Source organism: Methylibium sp., from assembly GCF_031393925.1.
In the GTDB taxonomy this organism is placed as follows: domain Bacteria; phylum Pseudomonadota; class Gammaproteobacteria; order Burkholderiales; family Burkholderiaceae_C; genus Methylibium.
In genome coordinates, this window is record NZ_JANMWL010000110.1 from 1 (window position 1) to 14672 (window position 14672).

11 protein-coding genes are annotated in these 14672 nt (G+C 67.5%); 3 read left to right on the forward strand and 8 right to left on the reverse strand.

Annotation, left to right across the window (positions count from 1 at the left end; all coding sequences use genetic code 11):
* Positions 1-59 precede the first annotated feature (59 nt).
* The 7 genes from kdsA to RMO12_RS06445 form a co-directional block, all read right to left on the reverse strand.
* Entirely contained in the window at positions 60-917 is an 858-nt protein-coding gene (gene kdsA, locus RMO12_RS06415; protein WP_309624181.1) for a 3-deoxy-8-phosphooctulonate synthase, read from the reverse strand.
* On the reverse strand, positions 914-2584 hold the full coding sequence (locus tag RMO12_RS06420) for a CTP synthase (protein ID WP_309638652.1): 1671 nt from the start codon (positions 2582-2584) through the stop codon (positions 914-916). The genes kdsA and RMO12_RS06420 overlap by 4 nt, the downstream gene beginning before the upstream one ends.
* A 172-nt stretch (positions 2585-2756) precedes the next feature.
* Complete coding sequence (locus tag RMO12_RS06425) at positions 2757-3563, reverse strand: alpha/beta hydrolase (RefSeq protein WP_309638653.1); 807 nt, start codon at positions 3561-3563, stop codon at positions 2757-2759.
* Positions 3563-4399 carry a proteasome-type protease gene (locus RMO12_RS06430; RefSeq protein WP_309638654.1) on the reverse strand — a complete coding sequence of 279 codons (837 nt, stop codon included), beginning with the start codon at positions 4397-4399 and terminating at the stop codon, positions 3563-3565. The genes RMO12_RS06425 and RMO12_RS06430 overlap by 1 nt, the downstream gene beginning before the upstream one ends.
* Positions 4396-7110, reverse strand: a complete 2715-nt coding sequence (gene mutS, locus RMO12_RS06435) for a DNA mismatch repair protein MutS (protein ID WP_309638658.1) — start codon at positions 7108-7110, stop codon at positions 4396-4398. Before mutS ends, RMO12_RS06430 begins: the two co-directional genes overlap by 4 nt.
* A gap of 379 nt (positions 7111-7489) precedes the next feature.
* The gene (locus tag RMO12_RS06440; RefSeq protein ID WP_309638655.1) at positions 7490-8887 is read right to left on the reverse strand and encodes a sensor histidine kinase; all 1398 of its coding nucleotides are present in this window, start codon (positions 8885-8887) and stop codon (positions 7490-7492) included.
* A gap of 11 nt (positions 8888-8898) precedes the next feature.
* Positions 8899-9558: a response regulator transcription factor gene (locus tag RMO12_RS06445; RefSeq protein WP_309626698.1), complete on the reverse strand. Its 660-nt coding sequence runs from the start codon at positions 9556-9558 to the stop codon at positions 8899-8901.
* A 76-nt stretch (positions 9559-9634) separates the two neighbouring features.
* Between RMO12_RS06445 and RMO12_RS06450 the strand changes: the two genes are divergently transcribed.
* Genes RMO12_RS06450 through RMO12_RS06460 form a run of 3 tightly spaced genes read left to right on the forward strand, consistent with a single transcriptional unit; the run spans position 9635 to position 12015 of the window.
* Complete coding sequence (locus RMO12_RS06450; protein ID WP_309638656.1) at positions 9635-10534, forward strand: alpha/beta fold hydrolase; 900 nt, start codon at positions 9635-9637, stop codon at positions 10532-10534.
* 18 nt (positions 10535-10552) lie between these two features.
* Positions 10553-10798, forward strand: coding sequence for a phosphopantetheine-binding protein (locus RMO12_RS06455; protein WP_309626699.1), 246 nt, complete (start codon positions 10553-10555; stop codon positions 10796-10798).
* Positions 10795-12015, forward strand: a complete 1221-nt coding sequence (locus RMO12_RS06460) for a beta-ketoacyl-[acyl-carrier-protein] synthase family protein (RefSeq protein ID WP_309626700.1) — start codon at positions 10795-10797, stop codon at positions 12013-12015. The genes RMO12_RS06455 and RMO12_RS06460 overlap by 4 nt, the downstream gene beginning before the upstream one ends.
* Positions 12016-12089: 74 nt before the next feature.
* Here RMO12_RS06460 and ppc read toward each other — a convergent pair.
* The coding region (gene ppc, locus RMO12_RS06465; RefSeq protein ID WP_309638657.1) for a phosphoenolpyruvate carboxylase at positions 12090-14672 on the reverse strand (2583 nt) is incomplete at its 5' end.

The window sequence follows — 14672 nt, forward strand, 5'->3', positions numbered from 1 at the left end:
CGACCTTCCCTCGAGAGAGGAAGGAGGCATACCGGGCCAACGAAAGGCGCTCACGTTCGTCAGCAAGCGAAGTCGTTCTCGAGCAGCGGCTGCGACTTGACCACGCGGTCGATGCTGAGCAGTTGTTCGAGCAGCGCACGCATGTGCTTCAGGGGCACCGCGTTGGGGCCGTCGCTGAGCGCGTTGGCGGGGTCGGGGTGGGTCTCCATGAACAGGCCCGCCACGCCGACCGCGACCGCCGCTCGCGAGAGCACCGGCACGAATTCGCGTTGGCCGCCGCTCGAGGTGCCCTGGCCGCCCGGCAGCTGCACGCTGTGGGTGGCGTCGAAGACCACCGGCGAGCCGGTCTCGCGCATGATGGCCAGGCTGCGCATGTCGGACACGAGGTTGTTGTAGCCAAAGCTCGCACCGCGCTCGCAGGCCATGAACACGTCCTCGGGCAGGCCCTTCTCGCGGGCAGCGTCGCGCGCCTTTTGAATCACGTTCTTCATGTCGCCGGGAGCGAGGAACTGGCCCTTCTTGATGTTGACCGGCTTGCCCGACTGCGCCACCGCGCGGATGAAGTCGGTCTGGCGGCACAGGAAGGCGGGCGTCTGCAGCACGTCCACATAGCGCGCCACCGTGGCGATCTCGGCTTCGGAGTGAACGTCGGTGAGCACCGGCACGCCGAGCACCTTCTTCACCTTGGCCAGGATTTCCAGCCCCTTGTCCATGCCCGGGCCGCGAAACGTGCTGCCGCTCGAACGGTTGGCCTTGTCGTAGCTGGACTTGAAAATGAAGGCAATGCCGAGCGCTGCGGTGATCTCCTTGAGATGCCCCGCCACGTCCATTTGCAGCTGCTCGCTCTCCACCACGCAGGGGCCGCTGATGAGGAAGAAAGGGCGCTCCAGGCCCACCTCGAAACCGCAGAGCTTCATGCCGCCACCTTTTCCGTGGCCACTGCCTGCCGCGCCAGCGCCGCCTTCACGTAGCTGATGAACAGCGGATGGCCGGCCCAGGGCGTGGACTTGAACTCGGGGTGGAACTGCACGCCCACATACCAGGGATGCACGCTTTGCGGCAACTCCACGATCTCGGTCAGCTTCTCGCGCTGCGTGATCGCGCTGATGACCAGGCCCGCCTCCTGCAGCCGCTCGAGGTAATGCTGGTTGGCCTCGTAGCGGTGGCGGTGGCGCTCGGTGACGACCGGGCCGTAGATCTGGTGCGCGAGGGTGCCGGGCTTCACGTCGGAGCTTTGCGCGCCCAGGCGCATGGTGCCGCCGAGGTCGGACTGCGCCGTGCGCTTCTGGATCGAGCCGTCCGCGTCCTGCCATTCGTCGATCAGCGCAATGACCGGGTGCGCCGTCGCGGGCTCGAACTCGGTGCTGTTGGCGCCGTCCAGGCCGGCCTTGTGGCGCGCGTATTCGATGGTGGCGACCTGCATGCCCAGGCAGATGCCCAGGTAGGGAATCTTCTTCTCGCGCGCGTAGCGGGCCGCGGTGATCTTGCCCTCGATGCCGCGCTTGCCAAAGCCGCCGGGCACCAGGATGGCCTCGAAAGCACCGAGCTGCGCCACGTTGTCGGGCGTGATCGTTTCCGAATCCACGTAGTCGATCTTCACCCGCGCATGGGTGTGGATGCCGGCGTGCTTGAGCGCCTCGTTGAGCGACTTGTAGGAGTCCGACAGGTCGGTGTATTTGCCGACCATGGCGATCTTGACTTCGTGCTGCGGATGTTCGACTTCATGGACGAGGTCGTCCCAGCGCTTCAGGTTGGCCGGCGGCGTGGACAGGCGCAGCTTGTCGCAGATGAGCCCGTCCAGGCCCTGCTCGTGCAGCATGCGCGGCACCTTGTAGATGGTGTCGACGTCCCACATCGAGATCACGCCCCATTCAGCGACGTTGGTGAACAGCGAAATCTTCTCGCGCTCTTCTTGCGGAATGCGGCGGTCGGCACGGCACAGCAGCGCGTCGGGCTGGATGCCGATTTCACGCAGCTTCTGCACCGTGTGCTGGGTCGGTTTGGTCTTGAGTTCGCCGGCCGCGGCGATCCAGGGCACGTAGGTGAGGTGGACGAAGGCGGTCTGGTTGGGGCCGAGCTTGAGGCTCATCTGGCGCACCGCTTCAAGGAAGGGCAGCGACTCGATGTCGCCCACCGTGCCGCCAATTTCCACGATCGCGACGTCGGCCGCATCGGCGGCGAGCACCGGCGTTCCGGCGCCGCGCTTGATGTACTCCTGGATCTCGTTGGTGACGTGCGGTATCACCTGCACGGTCTTGCCGAGGTAGTCGCCGCGGCGCTCTTTCTCGAGCACGCTCTTGTAAATCTGGCCGGTGGTGAAGTTGTTGGTCCGCTTCATCCGCGAGGTGATGAAGCGTTCGTAGTGCCCGAGGTCGAGGTCGGTCTCCGCGCCGTCATCGGTGACGAACACCTCGCCATGCTGAAACGGCGACATCGTGCCCGGGTCGACGTTGAGGTAGGGGTCGAGCTTGATGAGCGTGACCTTGAGCCCGCGCGACTCGAGGATCGCCGCGAGCGATGCCGACGCGATGCCCTTGCCGAGGGAGGACACCACACCGCCGGTGACGAAGACGAACTTGGTCATGTCGTGCGGCACTTTCTTTGAGGGTCGAAAGTGCCGTGGTGGTAAAGCGAAATTATATCGGCGGGGCTCTTCCTCCCTCCCCTGCGGGGTGGGGGCCGGTGCAGCCCAGCGTGCGCCGCCCCCCTCCCGACCTTCCCACGAAAGGGGAAGGCGTCGCCCCGGTTGCAGTGGCTCACATCGATCGCAATACCTCGATCACCCGATCGGCCGCCTCGATCGGCCGCTCCATCGGAAACAGGTGCGAGCCTTCGACCCAGGACACCCGCCCCGCGGCCAAGCGCTCGGTCGTGCGCATGCCGATCTGCCGAACCTCGGCCGATTGCGTGCCGCCGATAAACGCCATCTGGCACGTCAGCGGATGCGCCCTCAGCACGCGCGCAATGTGGTGCGGCAGGGTGTTGTAGATAGCCGTTTCGATATCGCGCCGAAACGCCAGCGTGTGCTGCGCACCGACCGGCTCGGTGCCCGCCGCGACGTAGTCGCGCAGCACGGTCGGCTCGAAGCGCGCGAACGCTGTCTTGCGCGCGAAGTGCTCGAACGCAGCCTGGGCGTTCGGCCAATGCTGGCGCCGGCGCTTTGACACCAAGCCCGGCGAGAAGCGCTCGCCGATGCCGGTGGCCTTGGCCCATTGCAGCGCCTGGGCCTTCCAGCCGCTGATGATGGGCGAGTCGAGCAGCACGACGCCGCGCGCGAGATCGGGTCGCTGGGCGGCGGCCAGCACGCTCAGGTAGCCGCCGAGCGAATGGCCGATGAAGAACGCCGGCCCCGCTGCCTCGCGCTCGGCAAAGTGGATCAGCTCGTCGCGCAGATGCGGCCAGTTGCTGGTGACCGGGTAGGCCTCGCCGTGGCCGAGTTTTTCGATCGCATGCACCGCGTAGCCGGCCGCACGCCAGCGCGCGAACAGCAGCCGGTAGGTGCCGGCCGGAAAGCCGTTGGCGTGCGCGAAGACGATCGCGCCGGCCGAGCCGCTGGCGGGCATCAGACGATCTTTTCGTCCGGCGTGGTGATCTTGCCCATGGGTGCATGGCGCGCCGAGGCGGTGCACAGCGGGTGCGCGGATGCGCCGCCGTTCCACTGCGGCGCGTCGATGCTCTCGAAGGCCTCGCGCACCCTTTGTCCCCAGCTGCTGCGGATCATGCGGAAGTAGGGGTTGTCGTCGTCGATGCAGGCGATCTGGCTCGACTGCAGCGCGCCTTTTTCATAGACCAGCAGGTCCAGCGGCAGGCCCACCGTGAGGTTGGATTTCAAGGTGGAATCCATCGAGACGAGCGCGCACTTGGCGGCCTCGTCGAGCGTGGTGCTCGGCGCGATCACGCGGTCGAGGATGGGCTTGCCGTACTTGCTTTCACCGATCTGGAAGTAGCACGATTCGCGCGTGGCTTCGATGAAGTTGCCGGCCGAATAGACCAGGAACATGCGCATCGCTTCGTTGCCGATCTGGCCGCCGAAGATCATCGTCGCGTTGAAGTCGATGCCGGCCGCCTCGAGCGCCGCGGCGTCCTGCCTGTACACGCGCCGCACTGCCGAGCCGAGCACGCGCACCGCGTCGAACATGCTGGTGGCGTTCCAGATGGTGAGCGGCGGCTCGGTGGGGTCACCGCGGCCACTGTCGAGCTTTTCCACCTGCAAGATCTCGCGCACCGACTGGCTGATGGAGAGGTTGCCGGCCGACAGCAGCACCATGAAGCGATCGCCCGGCTTCTCGTAGACGATCATCTTCCTGAAGGTCTTGATCTGGTCCAGGCCGGCGTTGGTGCGCGAGTCCGACAGGAACACCATGCCGGCGTTCAGGCGCACGCCGATGCAGTAGGTCATGCTTTTTTCCCTTGGTCTTGCAGCGCCTTGAGGCGGTAGAGCGCGTCGAGCGCCTCGCGAGGAGTCAGCGTATCAGGCTCGATCTTGCCGAGCGCACGCTCGACCTCGCTCGACTCGCTCGCCGCAGCGGGTGCCGGCATGGCAAACAGATCGATCTGCGCGGCAGCACTCGCCTGCTGCGCCTCCAGCGCCTCGAGCGTGGCGCGCGCCTGGCGCACCAGAGCCGCCGGCATGCCGGCCAGCCGCGCCACCTGCACGCCGTAGCTGCGGCTCGCCGGGCCGGGCTCGATCTGGTGCAGGAACACGATCTCGTCGCCGCCGCGTGCGGGGGACTCCACCGCACTCACATGCACGTTGATCGCGCCCGCGTGCTTGGCGGGAAACGCGGTCAGCTCGAAGTAGTGGGTGGCGAACAAGGTGAAGGCGCGGTTCTTCTCGTGCAACTGGCTGGCGATGGCGCCGGCCAGGGCCAGGCCGTCGAAGGTTGAAGTGCCGCGGCCGATCTCGTCCATCAGCACCAGCGACTGCTCGGTGGCGGCATGCACGATCGCCGCCGCCTCGGTCATCTCGACCATGAAGGTCGACTGCGCATTGGCCAGGTCGTCGGCCGCGCCGATGCGCGTGTGGATGGCATCAATGGGCCCGAGCCGGCAGGCGCTGGCCGGCACGTAGGAGCCCATCGCGGCCAGCAGCACGGTGAGCGCGACCTGGCGCATGAAGGTCGACTTGCCGCCCATGTTGGGGCCGGTGATGACGAGCATGCGGCAGCGCGCGTCGAGCCGGCAGTCGTTGGCGATGAAGCTTGCGCCGCCCGTTTCAGCCAGGCGCGCCTCGACCACCGGGTGGCGGCCACGCTCGATTTCGATGCACGGGTGCGTGACGAACTCCGGGCGGCACCAGCCAAGCGTGGCGGCGCGCTCGGCCAGGGCCGCCAGCGCGTCCAGCGCGGCGATCGAATGGGCCAGCGCCGACAGCACGGCGAGGTGCGGCTGCAGCGCGTCGAGCACTTGCTCGTAGAGCAGTTTTTCGCGCGCCAGCGCCCGCTCCTGCGCCGACAGCGCCTTGTCCTCGAAGCTCTTGAGTTCCGGCGTGATGTAGCGCTCGGCGTTCTTGAGCGTCTGGCGGCGCTGGTAATCGGTGGGCACCTTGGCGGTTTGGCCCTGCGTCACTTCGATGTAGAAGCCGTGCACGCGGTTGAACTGCACGCGCAGGTTGGCGATGCCGGTGCGCGCACGCTCGCGCGCTTCCAGCTCGAGCAGGAAGGCGTCGCAGTTCTGCGTGATGTCGCGCAGCTCGTCGAGCGGTGCGTCGTAGCCGCGCGCGATCACGCCGCCGTCGCGCAACAGCACGGCGGGCTCGGCGGCGATGGCGTGGGCAAGCAGCAGGGCGATTTCGGGCGGCGGCGTGAGCCCGGCCGCGAGTCGGGCCAGCAGAGCGCCGCTGGCCGCGCCTGCCTCCCGCGACGCCCCCGCGTCTTGCTCCCACTCCCCCTGGAGGAGGGCTGGGGGGGGGGCCGGCCCAGCCCCAGCCCGATGCGCGTCGCCCCCCTCCCAGCCTTCCCCCAGAGGGGCAAGGGGCCCGCCGAGTGGCAGCGCCGCGCACAGCTGCGGCAACAAGCCCAAGGTCGCCCGCAACCCCGCCAACTCCCTCGGCCTCACCTGCCGCAGCGCCACGCGCGCGGTGATCCGCTCCACATCGCTCACGCCACGCAGCGCCTCGCGCAGCGGCGCGAATCCGTGTTCTATCAATGCACCGATCGCCTGATGCCGCGCCCGCGCCGTGCTCCTTTCGCGCTGCGGATGGTTCAGCCACTGCCGCAGCGCACGCGAGCCCATGCCGGTCTTGCACACGTCGAGCAAGGACAACAAGGTCGGCGCGTCCTCGCCGCGCAAGGTCTGCGTGAGTTCGAGGTTGCGGTGCGTGGCAGGCGGCAGCTCCAGCAGGTCGCTGGCGCGCTCGACGCTGAGCCGGCCCACGTGCGCGAGTGCACGGCCCTGCGTGTGTTCGGCATAGCTCAGCAGCGCGGCGGCAGCGGCATGCGCCACCGGCAAATCCTGCGCATTGAAGCCGGCCAGGCTGGCGACGCGCAGCTGCTCGCACAGCTTGCGCACGCCGAGCGCCGCGTCGAACTGCCAGGCCGGCCGCTTGGTGAGCGCCGCGCGCGTGGCCACGAGCGCGGCCGTCAACGCGGCCGGCGTCGCATCGCCACTCACCAGCACCTCGGCCGGCGCCAGCCTGGCCAGCCAGCCCGGGAGTTCACGCTCGCCGCATTCGGTCAAACCCAGCCGCCCGCTGGCCACACCGAGCCACGCGAGGCCGAAGCTCGCCCGCTGCTGCGTCACCGCGAGCAGCAAGGTGTCGGCGCGCTCGGCCAGCAACTCGCTGTCGGTGACGGTGCCGGGCGTCACCACGCGCACCACCTTGCGCTCGACCGGCCCTTTGGACGTGGCCACGTCGCCCACCTGCTCGGCAATCGCCACCGCCTCGCCTTGCTTGATGAGCTTGCCGAGATAGCCGTCGATCGCATGCACCGGCACGCCCGCCATCACCACCGGCTCGCCGGCCGAGTTGCCGCGCGAGGTGAGCGTGATGTCGAGCAGGCGATGCGCGCGGCGCGCGTCGTCGAAAAACAGCTCGTAGAAATCGCCCATCCGGTAGAACAACAGGGTGTCCGGATGCTCGGCCTTGATGCGCAGGTACTGCTGCATCATCGGCGTGTGAGCGCTTAGGTCCTGCGGGGCCGTTGTCACGGCGCTGCGCTCGGGTGTCTCGGCTTGCCTCATGCGGCCCTGCGCTGTCGCCTGAAAGACGCCGCAGAGATGCTGGGCCGTAACCCGTTGACGAGAAGCGAGGCGGAAGGGGCGGTCATGAAGATGGAGTCGAGCAACCGGGTCGCGCCGTAGCTGAACTCGGTCGAACGGGGCACGGCATTGTGGCCGACCGTTGTTGCTGACAAAGCCGGGAGCCCCGTGGACTACCCGGCCCGAACCTGCTCCAGATGATCCATGCCTGCGAGCAGCGGCAAGATTGGTTTTACCGTCCAGCGTGATGTTGCCGGGACGGCAGCGACGATTCGGCGCACGGTGCCGCTCACGGCCACGACGACGACCCCTGCAACGCTGCGCGGAAGCTCACCGCAATTTCAGTCCCGCGATGCGGCGCGGATTGGTTCGACACCACGGCCAAATGCTGTTCCGCGATCTCCTTGACGATGGCCAAGCCCAAGCCGGCACCGCCGGCGACCGTGTCGATGCTGTTGAATCGCGCGAACGGATTTTCCATGACAGACGGCGGCAGGCCATCGCCATCGTCGGCGACTTTCAGCGTGAAGCCTTCCGGCGTCGCAGCCACGCTGATCGTGACAACGCTGGCATTGCTCGCGTGCCGGATAGCGTTGTCGACCAAGTTGGACAGCATTTCGCCCAGCAGCACTTCGCTTCCCAGCACCATGGCGGTCGTGGCTTGGCCCTCGTAGCCCAGATCAATGTCTTTAAGGGTGGCGGCTGGCAAGAGGCGCTGGATGACCTGGCGCACGAGCTCAACCAGATCGACAGGCTGTTGCATCATGCCGAGGCTGCCGGACTCGGCCTTGGCGAGCGTCAACAACTGCTCGACCAGGTGCGCCGCGCGTCGAGCACTTCCCTCGATCTCGAGCAGGCGGGCACGCAGCGGCAGTGTCTGGGCTTCGTCAAGCGCCAGCTGGGCCTGAAGCCTGAGTCCTGCGAGCGGCGTACGCAGTTGGTGGGCCGAATTGGCGATGAAATGGCTCTGCGATTGCATCGCCCGCGACAACCTCGCCATCATCAGGTTGATCGCTTCGATCAAGGCACGGACTTCAACCGGGGCCAGCGCTAGCTCCAGCGGTTGCAGATTGGCGCCCGATCGCTTGGCGGCCTGCTCTGCCAGGCGCTTCAGCGGGTCAAGCGCGACCTGAGTGCCTCGCCAGATAACGGCGACGGCCGCACCGATCATCAACGTGAACAGCAACAGCGAGCCCAGCAGGACTTGGCGCGTGACACGTTGACGCCTGCCCAGGGTCTCGCCGACTTCGATCAGCACGGGCACTTCGGTCTGCGGGACGTCCGTGACCAACGAGCCGACGCGCACGCTGACGCCCTCGACGGTGACATCGCGGAACTGAACAGCCCCGCCTGGCTCCGCATCGCGCGCCCACGCGCCCAGGTTGCCGATGGAGTCGAGCACGGTGCCGTCGCGAAGATCGATGACGCGGTAGAGCACACGCTCGCCTTCGTTTGCAAGAAGCCACTTGCGCGCCTGCGAGGGAAGGTCGACACGCACCTTGCCCTCGCGCAGCGCGAGCTGCCCGGCGAGCGTCACCACATCGTCGGACAGGGATCGGTCGTAGGCGAGGTTTGCATAGCGTTCACCCAAGGCATAAGCGGCCGCGGCACCGGCGATACCGATCACCGCCAAGGCCGGTACAAGGCGGCCGATCAGCGCCGCGCGCAATGAGTTTGCGGTCCACATCGCAGACGCAATCAAACCAACAGCTCGAGCAGGTAGCCCAAGCCGCGCACGGTGCGGATACCGACGCCCGCGGCGGCGAGCTTGCGGCGCAAGCGATAGACATAAACCTCCACGGAGTTGTCGCTCGTGGCCCGGTCGTCCGGGCCGAGCCGCTGCGCCAGCATGCCCTTGGTCATGATTCGTCCGGGACTTTGCAGCAGGGATTCAAGGATGACCGCCTCGTTGCGGGTCAGATTGAGATCAGCGCCATCGATCCATGCCTGGCGTGTCTCGGCAGACCAAGTCAAGCCTCCGAACTGCGTTGCCGCATTGTGGCCGCGTCGCAGCAGCGCGCGCACTCGCGCCTCGAACTCGGCGCGCTCGAAGGGCTTGTCGAGGTAGTCATCGGCGCCCGCATCCAGACCCATCACTCGATCCGCTGCCCGGTCGCGCGCGCTCAGGATCAGCACCGGCGTCGTCCCTCGGCGTTGGCGCAGGCGGCGAAGCACCGTCAGTCCATCGAGTCTTGGCAGCCCGAGATCGAGCACCACGAGATCGAAGGTCTCTTGCGCCAGCAGCGCATCGGCATCTCGGCCGTCCGCTACCGCACTCACGCGGTGCCCTGCGCGCTGCAGGACGCCGAGCAGCCCATCCTGCAAGGTTCGATCGTCTTCAATTACGAGGATGTGCATCGAGCCCAGCCGTTCAGATCCGTTTCAGATTGCACTCCTAGCATAGCCAGCAAGCGCATCGACAAACTGCTCTCGCATGCAGAAGCTGCAGCCCCATGATCGTCAACATAAAACTGCCTTGAAACCTAGTCTGACTCCATTGCCCATCGTGCTGCTGCACGGCCTGCTGAGCACCCCACGCGAATTCGGCATGATTGCGCTGCCCCTGCGAGCCCGTGGGGTGAAACTGATCACGCCGCAAATAGAGGGCTACACGGACGCCGACCGGCGCAAGCCCGGCGGGTGGAAGGATTGGGCGGCAGCAGCAGCGTCTGCCATCGACCGGGAGTTGGGCAAGGCTCAGCCTTTCGTGCTGGGCGGCTTGTGCTCGGGGGGCCTGATCGCGGCGGCCCTGACCATGCGTCGGGAGTTCAAGGTCCGAGCGCTGGTGATGATGTCGCCGACCTTCGACTACGACGGATGGGGCCAGACCGGTTGGCGGCATTGGCGCCGCCTGGGATATGCGCTGGGACTCGATCGCTTGATCTCGGTGGCGGAGCGGTCGCCCTATGGCATCAAGAACCCACGCATCCGGCAATGGGTCGAGCGCGACATGCAGCAACGTGCGTCCAGCGCAGCGGGTCCCTCGAGTCTGCCGCTGTGGGCGATCCATGAGGTCGACCGGCTCAAGGCGCATGTGCTCGAGCATTTGCCGCGACTGCACACCCGAACCCTTGTGATGCACGCACGCGAAGACGAAGTCTGCAGCCTGGCTGCGGTGCAACGCGCCTTCAGCACCCTGCCTGATCACGACAACTCCCTCGTGGTGCTCGAGAATTCTTATCACATGATCACGATCGACAACGACCGGCAACAAGTCGTCGCCGAGTTGTTGAAATGCGCTGGCAACACAAGCCAAGCGTCCGCCGCGATGACTCCGACTCGGGATGCGCAAGCTTCGCAGCAACTGCCGCTCGCGGTCGCGCGCACCGCCTGATTACTTAAAGGAAATTCCATGTCCGACACCATTGCCGAATTGCGCAAATTGATCCAGAAGTCCTACGACGTCGATCTAACGAGCATCGATCCCCACAAACCCTTGTCTGAATTCGGACTGGACTCGCTCTCGTTGGCCGAACTCGTGTTCATCATCGAAGACCATTTCCACATCGACTACCCCGACGACCGCACGGGCGTTCAGACACTCGCCGAGCTGGCCGATGTCGTCGACGACATGCGCGCGCTGGCCCCGGCGACATGAAGGGCCGCCGCGTGCTGGTCACCGGGCTCGGCCTGGTGTCGCCGCACGGTGACGATCCCGAGCGCGTGTTTGAAGCGCTGCTGCAGGGTCGTTCGGCCATCGGGCTGTGGGGTCGTGACGAACTGCCACCTGTCGTGGTCGCCCGGGCCCCGTTTGCGCCCGAGCCCTGGTTCACCAAGCTGCAGCTCGTTGGCACGGACCGCGTGAGCCAGATGGCGGTCGCCGCGGCTGAATCTGCCCGGGCCGATGCGCATTGGCCAGACAAGCTGGACCCCGAGCGAGTCGGCATCTTCATCGGCAGTGGCATGGGGGGAGCCACCGCGCTCGATGACGCCTACGAGGCCTTGCGGCTCCAGCGTCGCATGTCGCCGCTGAGCGTGGTGGCCGGGATGACCAATGCGCCAGCGGCACACATCGCCATGCGCGTCGGCGTGCACGGGCCGGTCTACACCTATTCGGTGGCCTGCGCCTCGTCCGCTCTGGCGATCGCCGAGGCGGCCAAGGCCATTGCGGCCGGGGAAATCGACATCGCAATTGCCGGGGGCGCCGAGGCGCTGCTCGTGCCGGGTGTCGTACGTGCATGGCAGGCCTTGCAGACGCTGGCCACGCCCGATCTCGTCGAACCTGGCCGCTCCTGCCGCCCCTTCGACGTCAGCCGCTCCGGGCTCGTTCTGGGCGAGGGGGCCGCCATGCTGGTGCTCGAATCGCATGAACACGCGCTCGCTCGCAGCGCCGTTCCCTATGCCGAACTGGCGGGCTCGGGCGTGAGCTGCGACGCAAGCCATCTCACCAAGCCGCACAGCCAGGGACAAGTGCGCGCTCTCGGGAATGCCCTGCGCTCGAGTGGCCTGGCGGCAGACGATATCGGCTACTGCAACGCGCACGGCACTGCGACGCTGGTGGGCGATGCGGTCGAGTGCGAAAGCTTGCTGCACGTTTGGGGGGACTCGATCGCAGGGCTGCGAGTCAGTTCGACCAAGTCGATGCATGGTCACCTGCTGGGCGCCGCCGGCGCGCTCGAAGCTCTCATCACGATCCTGGCATTGAACAGACGCCAGGCGCCGCCCACGGCCACGTGCCGCAATTTGGATGCGGCCTGCAACATTCCCATCATTGGCGAGTCCGCCGAGGAGCTGCCAAACCTCCGCGCGGCCATCAGCAATTCTTTTGCCTTCGGCGGTACCAACGTCGTGCTGGCTTTCACACGCGTCGATTGACCCGGGCCGGATCGCGACACCGCGGCCGACGTCCGCAGCGCCACTCAGCGGCGCGAGCGGTTTGCCCTTGACCGTCACCCCGAGTTGCGCAAGCCCGCCGCCACGCCATTGATCGACATGTGGATGCCGCGTTGCACCCGTGCGTGCAACTCGTCCGCCTTGGCGCCTGACTCCTGCTGCGCGCGGTAGCGCCGCATCAGCTCGACCTGCAGGTGGTTGAGCGGGTCGAGGTAGGGCCGGCGGTGCTCGATGGCGCGCGCCAGCGACGGGTCGGCCGCCAGGCGCGAGGCTTGGCCGGTGATGGTGGCCAGCGCCTCCTGCGTGCGCCGCCATTCCGCCTCGACCCTGCCGAAGATCTTCTTGGCCATGCGCCGCTCGGGTACCAGCTCGGCGTAGCGCGCCGCGACCGCCAGGTCGCTCTTGGCCAGCACCATGTCCATGTTGGACAGCAAGGTGCGAAAGAACGGCCACTGCCTGTTCATCTGCGCCAGCAGCGCGACCCCGCTCTCGCGCCCCTGCGCAAAGTCCGACAGCAACCGCTCCACCGCCGCGCCGAAGCCGTACCACCCCGGCAGCGCCACGCGGCATTGGCCCCAGCTGAAGCTCCAGGGAATGGCGCGCAGGTTGTCGATCGAGCGCGCGGGCGCGCCTTCCTTGGGCCGTGCGGCGGGCCGCGAGCCGATGTTCAGCTCGGCGATCTCGCGGATCGGCGTGGCCGCAAAGAAATAGTCGCCAAAGCCCGGCGTCTCGTAGACCAGCGCGCGGTAGGCGGCCATGCTGTGCTCCGACAACGCGGCGGCGGCGTCCAGAAAGCGCTGCGGCACCTTGCGCGTCGGCCGCAACAAACTGGCTTCCAAGGTGGCGGCCACCAGCGTCTCGAGGTTGCGCCGCCCGATCTGCGGGTTGCCGTACTTGGAGGCGATCACCTCGCCCTGCTCGGTCAGGCGCAGTTGGCCGTGTACCGTGCCCGCCGGCTGCGCCAGGATGGCCTGGTAGCTCGGCCCGCCGCCGCGCCCGTGAAACAGGCGCAAGCGAATGCCGTGCTCGGCTTGCAGCGGCGCAAAGAAATCCACCAGCGCGATCTCGGCGCGGTAGAGCTCCCAGTTGCTGGTGAAGAAGCCGCCGTCCTTGTTGCTGTCGGAATAGCCCAGCATCACGTCTTGCTCGCCGCCGGAGGCACGCAGCATTTGCACGATGCCCGGCAGGCCGTAGAAGCCGCGCATGATGGCGGCCGCCTGCCGCAGATCGGCGATGGTCTCGAACAGCGGCACGACGATCAGCTCGGCGCGCGCCTGGTGCTCGCCCGTGCCGCTGAGCACCCCCGTCAGCAGCCCGGCTTCTTTCTGCAGCAGCAGCACCTCGAGCAGGTCGCTCACCGCCTCGGTGTGAGAAATGATGCAGTGGCGAATGGCCTCTGGTCCAAAGCGCGCCCGCAGCTCGCGTGCGGCCTCGAACACCGCCAGCTCGCCCTCGGCCTGCGCGCTGTAGACGGCGCCGCGCACGCGCAGGCTGCGCGCGTCGTTCAGCAGCGCCAGCAGCCGCTCGACCTTGGCGGCCTCGGGCAGCGAGGCGTAGTCGGCCTCGATGCGCGCCACGCGCATCAGCTCGGCGAGCACCGCCTCGTGCTGGTCGGAGCTTTGCCGCAGGTCGACGGTGGCGAGCTGAAAACCGAACACCTGCACCGCGCGGATCAAAGGCCGCAAACGCCCGACCGCGAGCGCCGCGCCGCTGTGGCCCGCCAGCGAGGTCTCGACGGTGCGCAGGTCGTCGAGCAGCGCACCCGCGCCCGGGTAGGGCGCGGAGGGCGCTGCCGCATGGCGCAGCGCCTCGGTGCCGGTGAGCGCGTGCAAGGTGCCGGCCAGGCGCGCGTAGACGCCGATCAGCGCGCGCCGGTAGGGCTCGTCGAGCCGGTGCTCGCTGAAGTCGCCGGAGCGCTCGGCGAGCGCCTGCAAAGCCGGTGTCACCGGCACCAGCAGGGCCGACATCGACAGCTCGGCGCCCAGCTCGTGGACCTCGGTCAGGTAGAAGCGCAGCGCGGTCTCGGCATGGCGCGCGAGCGACAGGCGCAGCGTGTCGGCACCCACGTTCGGGTTGCCGTCGCGGTCGCCGCCGATCCAGTTGCCCATGCGCAGGAACGGCGGCAGCTCGAGCCCGCCCAGGCGCTGCTCGAGCTCGGCGTAGAGGCGCGGCACCTCGCGCAGGAAGGTGCTCTGGTAGTAGGACAGCACGTTGTTGATCTCGTCGGCCACGCTCAGCTTGGAGGTGCGCAGCAGCCGCGTTTGCCACAACTGCTGCACGCGCGCGCGCAGCATGGCCTCGTTGGCCGCACGCTCGCGCTCGGTGACCAGCGATTCGCGCGCGCCGATCAGCACGCTGACGGCGCGCTCCGCGTCGAGCACGCTCTTCCTCTGCACCTCGGTCGGGTGGGCCGTGAGCACCGGCGAGATGTAGGCCTGCGCGAGCAGCGCCGCCACGTCCGAGGGCTGCAGGCCGGCCTTGGCCAGGCGGGCCATGCAAGTCGCGAGCGAGCCGTCCTCGGGCTGGTTGCGCCGCTCCTGCGCCTGCAGCCGGCGCACGTGGTGGTTGTCTTCGGCCAGGTTGGCGAGGTGCGAGAAATAGCTGAAGGCGCGCACCACCGACACGGCCTGCTCGACCGA

Coding starts and splice junctions, on each gene's coding strand:
- RMO12_RS06445 (WP_309626698.1), bottom strand. CDS start 9,558: ATGCACATCCTCGTAATTGAAGACGATCGAACCTTGCAGGATGGGCTG.
- RMO12_RS06440 (WP_309638655.1), bottom strand. CDS start 8,887: ATGTGGACCGCAAACTCATTGCGCGCGGCGCTGATCGGCCGCCTTGTA.
- mutS (WP_309638658.1), bottom strand. CDS start 7,110: ATGATGCAGCAGTACCTGCGCATCAAGGCCGAGCATCCGGACACCCTG.
- RMO12_RS06460 (WP_309626700.1), top strand. CDS start 10,795: ATGAAGGGCCGCCGCGTGCTGGTCACCGGGCTCGGCCTGGTGTCGCCG.
- RMO12_RS06425 (WP_309638653.1), bottom strand. CDS start 3,563: ATGCCCGCCAGCGGCTCGGCCGGCGCGATCGTCTTCGCGCACGCCAAC.
- RMO12_RS06420 (WP_309638652.1), bottom strand. CDS start 2,584: ATGACCAAGTTCGTCTTCGTCACCGGCGGTGTGGTGTCCTCCCTCGGC.
- RMO12_RS06455 (WP_309626699.1), top strand. CDS start 10,553: ATGTCCGACACCATTGCCGAATTGCGCAAATTGATCCAGAAGTCCTAC.
- kdsA (WP_309624181.1), bottom strand. CDS start 917: ATGAAGCTCTGCGGTTTCGAGGTGGGCCTGGAGCGCCCTTTCTTCCTC.
- RMO12_RS06430 (WP_309638654.1), bottom strand. CDS start 4,399: ATGACCTACTGCATCGGCGTGCGCCTGAACGCCGGCATGGTGTTCCTG.
- RMO12_RS06450 (WP_309638656.1), top strand. CDS start 9,635: ATGCAGAAGCTGCAGCCCCATGATCGTCAACATAAAACTGCCTTGAAA.